Raw genomic sequence first — 14631 nt, 5'->3', positions numbered from 1 at the left:
CGCAATTCAGCGAAGCGTTACAGTCGACCCAGATCGTTGACCAGAGCAAGCAACATCACCCCGACCACCAAACTGATACCGATCTGTATCCCCCAACCTTGCACCCGATCCGACAAGGGGCGACCACGCACCCACTCGATCAGATAAAACAACAAATGCCCCCCATCCAGTACAGGAATGGGCAGCAAATTCAGAACGCCCAGGCTAATACTCAGATAAGCAAGGAAATTCAGGAAATCAGCGACGCCCGACTGGGCAGAAGCGCCCGCCACTTTAGCAATGGTTATCGGTCCACTCAAGTTTTTTACCGAGAGCTCGCCGAACAGCATTTTCTTCAGTGAATCCAGAGTCAGAATGCTCATGGTCCAAGTGCGACGGGCACCCTCGCCAATCGCGGCCAGCGGGCCATAGCTGACTTCGCGGATCATTTCCGGTGGCCAGTCGATGGCTTTGACGCCAGCGCCCAGATAACCGCTTGGCGATTTGCTTTCACCGCGCGCCGCCAGGGTCACAGGGACGTCGATTTGAGCATTGTCGCGCTCGATGCGCAGCATGATTTTGGTATCAGGACGCGTACGAACGGTATCAACCACCTGCTGCCAGTCACTCAGCGGCTGACCATCAAGAGCCAGCAAGCGATCGCCGGTTTTCAGCCCGGCGGCCTGGGCCGGACCTTTCGGGTCCAGCTCGGCAAGCACCGGCGGCAAGGCCGGACGCCAAGGACGAATACCCAGCGAGCGGATCGGATCCGGCTCGTCGGCACCTTTTAGCCAGTTATCCAGTGCCAGCGTGCGGGGCGACTCAGCGGTCGAGCCCTGCTCGCGCACCAGCAATTGAATCGCACCGCTTTCACCGAGACGACGCACCAGTTGCAGATTGACCGCAGCCCAACCGGACGTTGGCTCGCCATCGATCGAGACGATCTCCTGACCCGCGTTCAGACCAGCCTTGGCGGCAATGCTGCCAGACTCGACCGCGCCGATGACCGGCCGCACCTGCTCGCTGCCGAGCATCGCCAGCACCCAGAAAAACACCAGCGCCAGCAGGAAGTTGGCAATCGGGCCGGCGGCAACAATAGCAATGCGCTGACGTACCGATTTGCGATTGAACGACTGATCAAGCTGATCGACCGGCACTTCGCCTTCGCGCTCGTCGAGCATCTTGACGTAGCCGCCCAGCGGAATCGCGGCGACCACGAACTCAGTGCCTTGCTTGTCATGCCAGCGCAGCAGCGGCATGCCGAAGCCCACGGAAAAACGCAGAACCTTGACGCCACAGCGACGCGCGACCCAGAAGTGGCCGAATTCGTGGAAGGTGACCAGCACACCCAGGGCGATCAGGGTGCCGGCAATCATATAGAGCGCGCTCATCTACTTTCTCCGCAATCCTGTTCAGTGTCGCGTGTCGCCGTTGTGTTGCAAAAACTATCGGCCGTGCCGACTCAACCATTGCTCGGCCAGCAATCGCGCTTTCGCGTCCGCCGTAAATACGGCATCCAGATCGTTCAGCGCCACCACCGGCTCCAGATTCAAGACTTCCTCGATGATACTCGCGATTTCCAGGTAGCGAACCCGTCCGTCGAGAAACGCTGCAACCGCCACTTCATTGGCCGCGTTAAGCATCGCCGGCGCGCTGTCGCCAGCTTCGGCCGCCTGACGGGCCAAACGCAGGCAGGGGAAACGGCTTTCATCGGGCGCTTCGAAATCCAGTCGTGCAATGGCGAACAGATCAAGTGGCGCTACGCCGGAATCGATACGCTCCGGCCAGGCCAGGGCATTGGCGATCGGGGTGCGCATGTCGGGGTTGCCCAATTGCGCCAGCACCGAGCCATCGACGTAATCCACCAGAGAATGGATCACGCTTTGCGGATGAATTACCACTTCGACCTGAGCCGGCTTGGCGTCGAACAACCAGCAGGCTTCGATCAGTTCCAGGCCCTTATTCATCATGCTCGCTGAATCCACGGAGATCTTGCGCCCCATGGACCAGTTCGGATGTGCACACGCCTGCTCAGGCGAAACATGCGCCAGCTCGGACATCGGTGTCTGCCGGAAAGGCCCGCCAGAGGCTGTCAGCAAAATCCGCCGCACACCCATCGAGCTCAAGCCGCGGGCGAAATCCGCTGGCATGCATTGAAAAATCGCATTGTGTTCGCTGTCGATCGGCAGCAGTACCGAACCGCTTTTGCGCACGGCCTGCATGAACAGAGCGCCGGACATCACCAGCGCTTCTTTATTGGCCAGCAGAATCTTCTTGCCCGCCTCGACCGCCGCCAGTGTCGGACGCAGCCCGGCCGCACCGACGATGGCCGCCATTACTGCATCGACTTCGGGCGCGGAGGCAACCTGACACAGGCCCTCCTCGCCTACCAGGACGCGAGTCGGCAAACCGGCTGCACGCAAGTCATCCTGCAAACCGCGCGCTGCGGCCACTTCAGGCACCACGGCAAACTGCGGCACATGACGCACGCACAACGCGAACAACTCAGTGAGGCGCGTGAAACCACTCAATGCGAAAACCTGATAACGCTCAGGATGACGCGCAATCACATCAAGGGTGCTCAGACCGATCGAACCGGTCGCACCCAACACCGTAATCTGCTGGGGACGACTCACGGTGCGGCCATCCAGAGCAATACGGCGAACACCGGAATGGCCGCGGTCAGGCTGTCGATGCGATCCAGCACGCCACCATGCCCGGGCAGCAGATTACTGCTGTCCTTGATGCCGGATTGGCGCTTGAACATGCTTTCGGTAAGGTCACCGACCACGGAAATAAAGACGATCACTGCAGCGCCGATCAGGCCTTTGAGCAGCTCGGCCACGGTCCAGTCGCGCACCAGCCCGACAATCGCGGTAATCACCAGACTCAGCGCCAGACCACCGTATACGCCTTCCCAGCTCTTGCCCGGGCTGACCTGCGGCGCGAGCTTGCGCTTGCCGAACTTGCGCCCGGAAAAGTAAGCGCCGATGTCCGCGCCCCAGACCAACACCATCACCGCCATGATCAACCAGTTACCCAGCGGGTACTGCTTGATCTGCACCAGACCCTGCCACGCAGGTAGCAGGATCAGCAGACCAATCAGCAGTTTGGTCGCCGCTGTGGACCAGTGCGCGCTCGAGCGTGGATACGTCAGCACCAGATAAGTCGCAATCGCCCACCAGATTACCGATGCACCGAGCACCCAAGGCGCAAGCCCGGGCAGCACGTACATGACAAACAGCATCAAGGCGACCACGGCGGCAAAGCCGACGCGGAACGATTGTGCGGTGAAGCCGGCCAGACGCGCCCATTCCCACGCACCGAGACTGACTACCAGACCGATGAACAGCGCGAAGCCGGCACCTTTGAGCAGGAAAAACCCGCACAAGGCGATCGGCAGCAGGATCAGTGCAGTGATGATTCGTTGTTTAAGCATTAAACCCGGGCTCCAGCTTCGACCTGTTCGCTCGTTTTACCGAAACGACGCTGGCGCGAAGCGAAATCGGCCAGCGCAGTGCGCATGGCGTCGTGTTTGAAGTCCGGCCAGAACAGGTCGGAGAAGTACAGCTCGGCGTAGGCCAGCTGCCACAGCAGGAAGTTGCTGATGCGATGCTCGCCACCGGTGCGGATGCATAGGTCAGGCAACGGCAGATCGCCGGTGGCCAGACAAGTCTGCAGCAGATCCGGGGTAATGTCCTCCGGGCGCAAATGCCCGGCCTGGACTTCACGCGCCAGACGCTGCGCGGCCTGAGCGATATCCCACTGGCCGCCATAGTTGGCGGCGATCTGCAGGACAAAGCGGTTGGCACCGACCGTCATGGCCTCGGCCTCGCGCATCGCCGCCTGAAGCTCAGGGTGGAAGCGCGAGCGATCGCCAATGATGCGCAGGCTGATGTTGTTGTCGTTGAGACGCTTGGCCTCACGACGCAGAGCCTTGAAGAATAGATCCATCAAGGCACTGACTTCATCGGCCGGGCGCTGCCAGTTTTCACTGGAGAAGGCGAACAGGGTCAGGACTTCGACCTTGGCCTCAGCGCACACCTCGATCACCGCCCGCACAGCATCCACGCCCGCTTTATGCCCGGCGACACCCGGCATAAAGCGTTTTTTCGCCCAGCGATTATTGCCATCCATGATGATCGCGACATGGCGCGGCACCGCGGACGGCGCAGTCTGCTTGGTCTTGTCCATTTAAAGCTCGACCCTTATACGGCCATCAGGTCTTTTTCTTTCTCGTCCGTGGCCTTGGTGATCTGGGCCTCGGATTCTTTGGTCAGCTTGTCGATATCGGCGATGGCACGACGCTCTTCGTCTTCGCTGATTTCCTTGTCCTTGACCAGTTTTTTCAACTCGCCCAAGGCATCGCGACGGATGTTGCGCACGGCTACGCGCGCGTCTTCGGCTGCACTGCGGGCCTGCTTGGTGAAGCCTTTGCGCGTTTCTTCGGTAAGGGCAGGCATCGGGATCAACAGCAACTCGCCCAGGTTGGTCGGGTTGAGGTTCAGACCGGCGCTCTGGATTGCCTTGTCGACGGCAGCGAGCATGTTGCGCTCGAAGGCCACGACCTGCAGGGTGCGCGAGTCCTTTACGGTGACGTTGGCAACGCCGCTCAGCGGAGTGTCAGTGCCGTAGTAAGGCACCATGACGCTACCCAGAATGCTCGGGTGAGCCTTGCCGGTACGAATCTGGCCGAACGCGTGGTTCAGAGATTCCAGGGATTTCTGCATACGCGCTTGGGCGTCTTTCTTGATTTCGTTGATCATTGTTGGCCTTCCTCGATCAAAGTCCCTTCAGCGCCGCCGTGCACGATGTTCAGCAGGGCGCCGGGCTTGTTCATGTTGAATACGCGCAGCGGCATCTTGTGATCGCGGCACAGGCAGATGGCAGTCAGATCCATTACGCCCAGCTTGCGATCCAGTACTTCATCATAAGTCAGATGATCGAACTTCTCGGCATGCGGGTCTTTGAACGGGTCTGCGGTGTACACACCATCAACCTTGGTGGCCTTGAGCACTACGTCGGCGTCGATTTCGATTGCACGCAGGCAGGCTGCCGAATCCGTAGTGAAGAACGGATTGCCGGTACCGGCCGCGAAGATCACGACGTCTTTGGAGTTCAGGTGACGCATGGCTTTGCGGCGATCGTAGTGATCGGTCACACCGACCATGGAGATGGCGGACATGACGATGGCCGAGATATTGGCACGTTCCAGCGCATCGCGCATGGCCAGGGCGTTCATCACAGTGGCCAGCATGCCCATGTGGTCGCCCGTGACCCGATCCATCCCGGCCTTGCTCAGGGCTTCGCCACGGAACAGGTTGCCACCGCCGATGACCAGACCGACCTGGACGCCGATGCCGACCAGCTGGCCGACTTCCAGCGCCATGCGATCCAGTACCTTCGGATCGATCCCGAACTCTTCCGAGCCCATCAGGGCCTCGCCGCTAAGCTTGAGTAGAATGCGTTTATAGCGAGCCTGATAACCACTGCCCTGCTGAGCCATTGCGAATCTCTCCTGCGGCGTATTTAAAATTCTTTGCGAGCTGTTTACAGCTGGCGTTCACTCTAGCTTGGCGCTGCTGCAGCGCCATCGGAACATGGCTTTGTAAGTCAGTTCCGGGTGGAAACCAAATAAAAAATTGGTACCCCATCTGAAAAGAGGCTGCGCGCGTTAGCGGGCAGCCTCTTTCGGGCGACAGTTGAAAAACCGTCTTATTGCTTGGCGGCAGCCAGCTGGGCAGCAACTTCTTCAGCGAAGTTGTCGACCGGCTTCTCGATGCCTTCGCCTACTTTGAAGTAAGTGAAGGAAACGATTTCAGCGCCGGCTTTCTTGGCCAGCTCGCCAACCTTGACTTCAGGGTTCTTGACGAACGCCTGCTCGACCAGGCTCGCTTCTGCCAGGAACTTGCTGATACGGCCTTTGACCATGTTCTCAACAATGTTTTCTGGCTTGCCTTTGATCTTTTCTTCGTTCAGCTGCAGGAACACAGCTTTCTCACGCTCGATCGCTTCGTCGGAGACTTGCGAAGGCAGCAGGAACTCAGGGTTGCTTGCAGCAACGTGCATAGCGATGTCTTTGGCCAGCTCGACGTCACCGCCTTTCAGGACAACAGCAACACCGATCTTGTTACCGTGCAGGTAGGTGCCGACAACGTCACCTTCTACGCGTACCAGACGACGGATGTTGACGTTCTCGCCGACTTTGGCAACCAGCGCTTCACGAGCCGCTTCCTGAGCGGCGATCAGCGGAGCTGCGTCGGTCAGTTTTTCGTCGAAAGCTTTTTCTACGCTGGCAGCAACGAAGTTCTTGAAATCGTCTTGCAGGGCCAGGAAGTCGGTCTGCGAGTTGACTTCCAGCAGCACGGCTGCCTTGTCATTCGATTTGATGGCGATTGCGCCTTCAGCGGCAACGTTGCCAGCTTTTTTCGCAGCCTTGATGGCGCCCGAAGCACGCATGTCATCAATGGCTTTTTCGATGTCGCCGTCAGCCTTTTCCAGGGCTTTCTTGCAATCCATCATGCCTTCGCCGGTACGCTCGCGCAGTTCTTTGACCAACGCTGCAGTAATTGCTGCCATTTTCAAATTCCTCTTGGATAGGTTTTCAACCATTCCACCCGATCGAACGGGCGTTCAATTCTTCCCGAACCACCCATGTTGGCTGCCGCACATGACAAATACAGACGTGGGCGCCGACAAATGGTTTTCGAGGTGGCAAAAAGGGGGCCAAGCCCCCTTTTTGCTTACTGAGTCAACGCCAGGGGCGTCGATTACTCAGCTGCAGCCTGAGTTTCTTCAGCTGCGAATTCAACAGTACCGCCAGCAACGTTGTTGCGACCGCGGATAACTGCGTCAGCCATCGAACCCATGTACAGCTGGATAGCGCGGATGGCGTCATCGTTGCCTGGGATGATGTAGTCAACGCCTTCCGGGCTGCTGTTGGTATCGACAACGCCGATGACCGGGATGCCCAGCTTGTTGGCTTCGGTGATCGCGATGCGCTCGTGGTCAACGTCGATCACGAACAGTGCGTCTGGCAGACCGCCCATGTCCTTGATGCCGCCCAGCGAACGATCCAGCTTCTCAAGATCACGGGAGCGCATCAGCGCTTCTTTCTTGGTCAGCTTGGCGAAAGTACCGTCTTCGGCTTGAACTTCAAGGTCACGCAGACGCTTGATGGAAGCACGAATGGTCTTGAAGTTGGTCAGCATGCCGCCCAACCAGCGGTGATCGACGTACGGCGAACCGCAACGTGCTGCTTCTTCAGCAACGATCTTGCCAGCGGAACGCTTGGTGCCGACGAACAGAATCTTGTTTTTGCCCTGGGCCAGACGCTCTACGAAAGTCAGAGCTTCGTTGAACATTGGCAGGGTTTTTTCAAGGTTGATGATGTGAATCTTGTTACGCGCGCCGAAAATGTACTTACCCATTTTCGGATTCCAGTAACGGGTTTGGTGACCGAAGTGCACACCGGCCTTCAGCATATCGCGCATGTTGACTTGGGACATGATAGTTCCTTGATAAGTCGGGTTTGGCCTCCACGTATCCCAATGACCAACCAGAGGCATAAAGCCCAAGGCACCCAGGTCATCGTGTCGACACGTGTGTGGATTTAAGCTTTTCGGGGCATCCCCGGAAAGCGGCGCATTTTATACCACAGGGTGCGCAGAAACGGAACCCGGAATCTGTATTCGCACCGGCGACATGGGCGCAGCCCCCTTGGAATCGGCTCGATGGGCACCATTGTATAGACACAAGCCAGACATGCAGGCGCGGATTTGCGCCTCTCGTCTGTTAGAATCGCGTTTTTCAGGGTCGCAAAAATACACCTGCCACCCAATTCGTATCCGTAAGCGCCGCCGAGCGCAGAGAGAGCCTGTATGACCGTCAACCTCAAAACCCCCGAGGACATCGCTGGCATGCGTGTCGCCGGCAAACTGGCCGCCGATGTGCTGGAAATGATTGCCGAACATGTCAAACCGGGCGTGACCACTGATCAGCTCAACCAGATTTGCCACGACTACATCGTCAATGTGCAGCAGGCCATCCCCGCCCCGCTCAACTACAAGGGCTACCCGAAGTCGATCTGCACTTCGATCAACCATGTGGTCTGCCACGGCATCCCGAACGACAAACCGCTGAAAAACGGCGACACCCTGAACATCGACGTCACGGTGATCAAAGACGGCTACCACGGCGATACCAGCCGCATGTTCCACGTCGGCGAAGTGCCGGTCTGGGCCGAGCGCCTGTCGCAGGTCACTCAGGAATGCATGTACAAGGCCATCGAGATCGTCAAACCCGGCTGCCGCCTCGGCGACATCGGTGAAGTGATCCAGAAGCACGCGGAAAAGAACGGTTTCTCGGTGGTGCGCGAGTTCTGCGGCCACGGCATCGGCAAGGTCTTCCACGAAGAGCCGCAGATCCTGCACTACGGTCGCGCCGGCACTGGCATGGAACTGAAGGCAGGCATGACCTTCACCATCGAGCCGATGATCAACCAGGGCAAGGCCGACACCAAGGTTCTCGGCGACGGCTGGACCGCGATTACCAAGGACCGCAAGCTCTCGGCACAGTGGGAACACACCCTGCTGGTCACCGACACCGGCTACGAGATCTTCACCTTGCGCAGCGATGACACCATCGCGCGCATCTCGGCCTGACACCCAGAACGCTCCCAGCCTATAGAAGGAAAGCCAATCGATGCCGCAGGTGGATCCCGAACTCTTCGACCGCGGCCAGTTCCAGGCTGAACTGGCCCTTAAAGCGAGTCCGATCGCGGCGTTCAAGAAGGCGATCCGCCAGGCTCGCGAGGTCCTTGACACGCGTTTTCGCAATGGCCGCGACATCCGCCGGCTGATCGAAGACCGCGCCTGGTTTGTCGACAATATCCTGCAAAAGGCCTGGGAGCAGTTCAACTGGAGCGAAGACGCCGACATCGCCCTTGTGGCAGTGGGCGGCTACGGTCGCGGCGAGCTGCATCCCTATTCCGACATTGATCTGCTGATCCTGCTCGACAGTGCCGACCACGAAGTTTTCCGCGATTCCATCGAGCGTTTTCTGACGCTGTTGTGGGACATCGGTCTGGAAGTCGGCCAGAGCGTGCGCTCGGTCGACGAATGCGCAGAAGAGGCCCGCGCCGATCTGACCGTCGTCACCAACCTGATGGAAAGCCGCACCATCTGCGGCCCCGAGCGTTTGCGCCAGCGCATGCTCGACGTCACCAGCACCGCGCACATGTGGCCGGCCAAGGAGTTCTTCCTGGCCAAGCGTGCCGAGCAAAAGGCCCGTCACCACAAATACAACGACACCGAATACAACCTCGAACCCAACGTCAAAGGATCGCCCGGCGGTCTGCGTGACATCCAGACGATCCTCTGGGTCGCCCGCAGACAGTACGGCACCCTGAACCTGCGCGCCCTCGCCGGCGAAGGTTTTCTGGTCGAAAGCGAAAATGCCCTGCTCGCCTCCTCCCAGGAATTTCTGTGGAAAGTGCGCTATGCCTTGCACATGCTCGCCGGCCGCTCCGAAGACCGCTTGCTGTTCGATCATCAGCGCACCATTGCCGGCCTGCTCGGCTTTGAAGGAGACGACGCCAAACAGGCGGTCGAAAACTTCATGCAGCAGTATTTCCGCACCGTGATGAGCATCGCCCAACTGAGCGATCTGATCATCCAGCACTTCGAGGAAGTCATCCTCGCTCCGGAAGACGAGGCACCGCCGCAACCGATCAACTCGCGCTTCCAGTTGCATGACGGTTACATCGAAGCGCGCAATGACAACGTGTTCCGCCGCACGCCGTTCGCCATGCTGGAGATTTTCGTGCTGATGGCGCAGCAGCCGGAAATCAAAGGCGTGCGCGCCGACACCATTCGTCTGCTGCGCGAACATCGTCATCTGATCGATGACAGCTTCCGTAACGATATCCGCAACACCAGCCTGTTCATCGAACTGTTCAAGTGCAAGATCGGCATCCATCGCAATCTGCGGCGGATGAACCGTTACGGCATTCTCGGCCGTTATCTGCCGGAGTTCGGTTTTATCGTCGGGCAGATGCAGCACGACCTGTTCCACATCTATACGGTCGATGCGCACACGCTGAATCTGATCAAGCACCTGCGCAAACTGCAGTACACCCAGGTCTCGGAGAAATTTCCGCTGGCCGCCAAGCTCATGGCCAAGCTGCCCAAACCTGAGCTGATCTACATGGCCGGTCTGTATCACGACATCGGCAAGGGCCGGCATGGCGATCACTCGGAGATTGGCGCGGTCGATGCCGAGGCGTTCTGCCAGCGCCATCAGTTGCCGGTGTGGGACAGCCGCCTGATCGTCTGGCTGGTGCAGAACCACCTGGTGATGTCCACCACTGCGCAGCGCAAGGATCTGTCCGACCCGCAGGTGATCCACGATTTCGCCCAGGCGGTCGGCGACGAAACGCGCCTCGACTACCTCTACGTGCTGACCGTGGCCGACATCAACGCGACCAATCCGACGCTGTGGAATTCATGGCGCGCCAGCCTGTTGCGCCAGCTCTACACCGAGACCAAACGAGCCCTGCGCCGGGGTCTGGAAAATCCGGTGGATCGCGAAGAGCAGATCCGCCAGACGCAGAGCGCCGCGCTGGACATTCTGGTGCGCGGCGGCACCGACCCGGACGACGTCGAGCAGCTGTGGGCGCAATTGGGCGATGACTATTTCCTGCGGCACACCGCCGGCGACGTCGCCTGGCACAGCGATGCGATCCTGCAGCAACCGGTGGATGGCGGGCCGCTGGTGCTGATCAAGGAAACCACCCAGCGCGAGTTCGAGGGCGGCACGCAGATCTTCATTTATGCACCGGACCAGCACGACTTCTTCGCCGTGACCGTGGCGGCGATGGACCAGCTCAACCTGAACATTCACGATGCCCGGGTCATCACCTCGAGCAGCCAGTTCACCCTCGACACCTACATCGTGCTCGACAACGAAGGCGAATCGATCGGCGACAACCCGGCGCGGATCAAGCAGATCCGTGAAGGCCTCACCGAAGCCCTGCGCAACCCGGACGACTACCCGACAATCATCCAGCGCCGGGTGCCGCGTCAGCTCAAACACTTCGCCTTTGCGCCGCAAGTGACCATTCACAACGACGCCCAGCGTCCGGTGACCGTGCTGGAACTGACGGCGCCTGACCGGCCGGGCCTGCTGGCGCGGGTCGGGGGGATCTTCCTCGAGTTCGACCTGTCGCTGCAGAACGCCAAGATTGCGACCCTGGGCGAGCGCGTGGAAGACGTGTTCTTCATCACCGACGCGCATAACCAGCCGCTGTCCGATCCGCTGCTGTGCAGCCGTCTGCAAGATGCGATCGTCGAACAACTGAGCGTCAATCAGGAACCGGATATCAAACTTTCGCGGATCAGTATCTGAATCACCCATTTATCCCTGTGAATGCAGCCCATGCTTTCCTCCGGTACATACAATCCCCTGTGGCGAGGGGATTTATCCCCGTTCGGCTGCGAAGCAGTCGTAAAACCTGTGTATGCGGACATTCAGTTGAACCGCAGTGATGGTTTTGGGGCCGCTGCGCAGCCCAACGGGGATAAAGCCCCTCGCCACAGAAAGCTCTTGAGCATTTAAAAGAGGCCCCAATGAACAACGCTCTGAACCAGCTCCAGCCGTACCCGTTCGAAAAGCTCCGCGCCCTGCTTGGCACCGTGACCCCGAACCCGGACAAACGCCCGATCGCCCTGTCGATCGGCGAGCCGAAACACCGTTCGCCGAGCTTTGTCGCCGAAGCGCTGGCGAACAATCTGGATCAGATGGCGGTGTACCCGACCACCCTCGGTATCCCGGCCCTGCGCGAAGCCATCGCTGGCTGGTGCGAGCGTCGTTTTGGTGTGCCGAACGGCTGGATCGATCCGGCGCGCAACGTGCTGCCGGTCAACGGCACCCGTGAAGCGCTGTTCGCCTTTACCCAGACCGTGGTCAATCGTGGTGACGATGCGCTGGTGGTCAGCCCCAACCCGTTCTATCAGATCTACGAAGGCGCGGCGTTCCTCGCCGGGGCCAAGCCGCATTACCTGCCATGCCTGGATGAAAACGGCTTCAACCCGGACTTCGACGCCGTTTCGCCAGACATCTGGCAGCGCTGCCAGATCCTGTTCCTGTGCTCGCCGGGCAATCCGACCGGCGCGCTGATTCCGGTCGATACCTTGAAGAAGTTGATCGCCCTCGCCGATCAGTACGACTTCGTGATTGCCGCCGACGAGTGCTACAGCGAACTGTACTTCGACGAGCAAACCCCGCCGCCGGGCCTGCTGAGTGCTTGCGTCGAACTCGGCCGCAATGACTTCAAGCGCTGCGTGGTCTTTCATAGCCTGTCCAAGCGCTCCAACCTGCCGGGCCTGCGTTCAGGCTTCGTTGCCGGCGATGCCGACATCCTCAAAGGCTTCCTGCTCTATCGCACTTACCACGGCTGCGCGATGCCGGTGCAGACTCAACTGGCCAGCGTTGCCGCGTGGAATGACGAAGTGCATGTGCGCGCCAACCGTGCGCTGTATCGCGAGAAGTTCGATGCGGTGCTGAACATCCTCAGCCCGGTGCTGGACGTACAGCGCCCGGACGGCAGCTTCTATCTGTGGCCGAATGTGCAGGGCGATGATGCGGCGTTCTGCCGCGATCTGTTCGAACAGGAACACGTGACCGTGGTGCCGGGCTCGTATCTGTCTCGCGATGTCGATGGCGTCAATCCTGGCGCCGGCCGTGTGCGTATGGCACTGGTTGCGCCACTGGCAGAATGCGTCGAAGCCGCCGAACGGATTCGTGACTTCATCACCCGCCAGAAGTGATCACGGAGCGCTTGCGGCAGTCCCCTGCTGCAAGCGCTCAACCGGCTATTTGACCTGGCCCAGATTGGCCTCGCTCAAATCCAGTTCGCCGAGCACTTCTCGCAACACGTCATCACCGATCTGGTGCTGACGGCTCAGACTGTAAAGCTCAAGACGCTGCGCGCGCAGCGCTTTCAAACGCAGGCGACGCTCAAGCAGATCCATCTGAAACGCCAGCGCCTGGGCTTCGGCGGAATCGTTGAACACATCAAGTTGATGGCGATATTCGGACATGATCCGCGCCTTGAGCTCCGCTGCCAGCGCTGCTTGAGCGGCATCCTGTGGGACCACTTCTTCGCTTTCCAGCGAGTGAATCGCCGCTTCGGCCGTCTTGCGCCAGGCGTCGCGCACTTCCTGACGACGCTTGTCGTCGGGACTTTTGTCGATGCCGCGCAGCAGCAAGGGCAGCGCGATACAGGCCGAGACCAGCGACAGCAGAATCACCCCGGCTGCAATGAAGATCAGTAAGTCGCGTTCAGGAAAAGCCTCGGCGCCGATCAGCATCGGCACCGACATCACGCCTGCCAGCGTCACCGCCCCGCGCACACCGCCCACCGTCAGCAACCAGCATGAACGCGCCGTCGGCACTTGCGTCAGCTCGCCCTTGCCGCGCAGTCGGCGCAGCAACACCGACAAGCGCCAGATGCTCTGCACCCAGATGAAGCGCAGCAGCACCAGCGCGACGAAAATCGCCAGCACATCGAGGCAGCGATAGAACAACGTCGGCCACAGCGTCGGCTCATGGCTGACCACGGCCTTGATGATGTCTGGCAATTGCAGGCCAAGCAGCAGGAAGATCAAGCCATTGAACGCAAATTCGAGCAGCGCCCAAACGCTGCGGTTGAGCAGCCGCGTGCTGGTCTGGCGCGGCAGCAGGTCGAGCCAGCTTTGCATCATCCCCGCCGCCACCGCCGAAAGAATGCCCGAAGCGCCCAGACGTTCAGCCAGTACGTAAGCGGCGAACGGCAGCAGCAACATGAACACCACGTGAGTGGCCGGATCGTCCCAGCCCCGGGCGATCATCCACGCGCGCAGGCGCCCGACCAGCCAGCTCAACGCTACACCCACAGCCAGGCCACCGAGCGCCACCGCGACGAAGGTCAGACTGGCATTGGTCAGCGAAAACACGCCCGTGATCGCTGCAGCGAGGGCGAATTTGAAGGTCACCAGGCCTGAGGCGTCATTCATCAGCGCCTCGCCCTGGAGGATGTGCATCAGCGGCGTGGGGAGACGGTTCTGCGAAATCGCTGAAACCGCTACGGCGTCCGTCGGTGACAAAACCGCTGCAAGGGCGAAGGCCACCGGCAGCGGAATCGTCGGCAACAGCCAATGAATGAAATAGCCGGCACCGACCACGGTGAACAGAACAAGGCCGACGGCCAGGGTCAGGATCGGTCCACGCAATTGCCAGAAGGCGCGTTTGGGCATGCGCCAGCCATCGGAAAACAACAACGGCGGCAGGAACAGAAACAGGAACAATTCCGGGTCGAGGGCGACGTGCAGCCCCAGGGTCGGCCAGGCGAGCAAGGCACCGGCGGCGATTTGCACCAGCGGCAATGGCAGCGGGATGACCCGCCCGACCAGGCGCGAGACGCTGACCAGCATCAGCAGGATCAGGACGGTGTAAGCAGTTTGCATAAAACCAAAATCTCAGGCGATCGACAGCGTTGAACTGCCATATTAGCGCCTTAGGCTGTGGCTGACCGTTGCACCTATGTCGCACGACCGCAAGCGACACCCTTGTGGGAGCGAGCCTGCTCGCGAAAGCGGTCGTTCAGCACACAGA

At 59.8% G+C, this 14631-nt stretch carries 12 protein-coding genes; 3 read left to right on the top strand and 9 right to left on the bottom strand.

Annotated features, from left to right (window positions below; genetic code table 11):
• Positions 1-17: 17 nt before the first annotated feature.
• The 8 genes from rseP to rpsB all read right to left on the bottom strand — a co-directional run bounded on the left by rseP (position 18) and on the right by rpsB (position 7487).
• On the bottom strand, positions 18-1370 hold the full coding sequence (gene rseP, locus ASG55_RS01890) for a sigma E protease regulator RseP (protein WP_056783211.1): 1353 nt from the start codon (positions 1368-1370) through the stop codon (positions 18-20).
• Between the two features lie 54 nt (positions 1371-1424).
• Positions 1425-2615 carry a 1-deoxy-D-xylulose-5-phosphate reductoisomerase gene (ispC, locus tag ASG55_RS01885; RefSeq protein WP_056783209.1) on the bottom strand — a complete coding sequence of 397 codons (1191 nt, stop codon included), beginning with the start codon at positions 2613-2615 and terminating at the stop codon, positions 1425-1427.
• Entirely contained in the window at positions 2612-3418 is an 807-nt protein-coding gene (locus tag ASG55_RS01880; RefSeq protein ID WP_016771474.1) for a phosphatidate cytidylyltransferase, read from the bottom strand. Before ASG55_RS01880 ends, ispC begins: the two co-directional genes overlap by 4 nt.
• A complete protein-coding gene (gene uppS / locus ASG55_RS01875; protein ID WP_016771475.1) occupies positions 3418-4173 on the bottom strand; it encodes a polyprenyl diphosphate synthase in 756 nt (251 codons plus the stop codon). Before uppS ends, ASG55_RS01880 begins: the two co-directional genes overlap by 1 nt.
• A 14-nt stretch (positions 4174-4187) precedes the next feature.
• A complete protein-coding gene (frr, locus tag ASG55_RS01870; protein ID WP_007954771.1) occupies positions 4188-4745 on the bottom strand; it encodes a ribosome recycling factor in 558 nt (185 codons plus the stop codon).
• Positions 4742-5485 (bottom strand): UMP kinase, encoded by a 744-nt coding sequence (pyrH, locus tag ASG55_RS01865; RefSeq protein WP_003222124.1) that lies wholly within the window; start codon positions 5483-5485, stop codon positions 4742-4744. The genes frr and pyrH overlap by 4 nt, the downstream gene beginning before the upstream one ends.
• Positions 5486-5694: 209 nt before the next feature.
• The gene (tsf, locus tag ASG55_RS01860) at positions 5695-6558 is read right to left on the bottom strand and encodes a translation elongation factor Ts (protein WP_041478130.1); all 864 of its coding nucleotides are present in this window, start codon (positions 6556-6558) and stop codon (positions 5695-5697) included.
• Between the two features lie 191 nt (positions 6559-6749).
• Positions 6750-7487, bottom strand: coding sequence for a 30S ribosomal protein S2 (gene rpsB / locus ASG55_RS01855; protein WP_003222119.1), 738 nt, complete (start codon positions 7485-7487; stop codon positions 6750-6752).
• Positions 7488-7859: 372 nt separating this feature from the next.
• On the opposite strand from rpsB, the gene map reads away from it, so the two are divergent.
• From map to dapC, 3 genes are all read left to right on the top strand, one after another.
• On the top strand, positions 7860-8642 hold the full coding sequence (gene map / locus ASG55_RS01850; protein ID WP_056783207.1) for a type I methionyl aminopeptidase: 783 nt from the start codon (positions 7860-7862) through the stop codon (positions 8640-8642).
• A gap of 40 nt (positions 8643-8682) precedes the next feature.
• Positions 8683-11385, top strand: a complete 2703-nt coding sequence (locus tag ASG55_RS01845; protein ID WP_056783205.1) for a [protein-PII] uridylyltransferase — start codon at positions 8683-8685, stop codon at positions 11383-11385.
• 221 nt (positions 11386-11606) lie between these two features.
• Positions 11607-12806: a succinyldiaminopimelate transaminase gene (gene dapC, locus ASG55_RS01840; RefSeq protein ID WP_056783203.1), complete on the top strand. Its 1200-nt coding sequence runs from the start codon at positions 11607-11609 to the stop codon at positions 12804-12806.
• A 45-nt stretch (positions 12807-12851) separates the two neighbouring features.
• Here dapC and ASG55_RS01835 read toward each other — a convergent pair whose 3' ends face one another.
• Entirely contained in the window at positions 12852-14483 is a 1632-nt protein-coding gene (locus ASG55_RS01835; protein ID WP_056783200.1) for a Na+/H+ antiporter, read from the bottom strand.
• Between the last annotated feature and the right edge of the window lie 148 nt (positions 14484-14631).

It is taken from the genome of Pseudomonas sp. Leaf434 (genome assembly GCF_001425545.1).
In the GTDB taxonomy this organism is placed as follows: Bacteria; Pseudomonadota; Gammaproteobacteria; order Pseudomonadales; family Pseudomonadaceae; genus Aquipseudomonas; species Aquipseudomonas siliginis.
The sequence above is the reverse complement of the archived record's forward strand: the minus strand, read 5'-3'. Positions and strand labels throughout refer to the sequence as shown.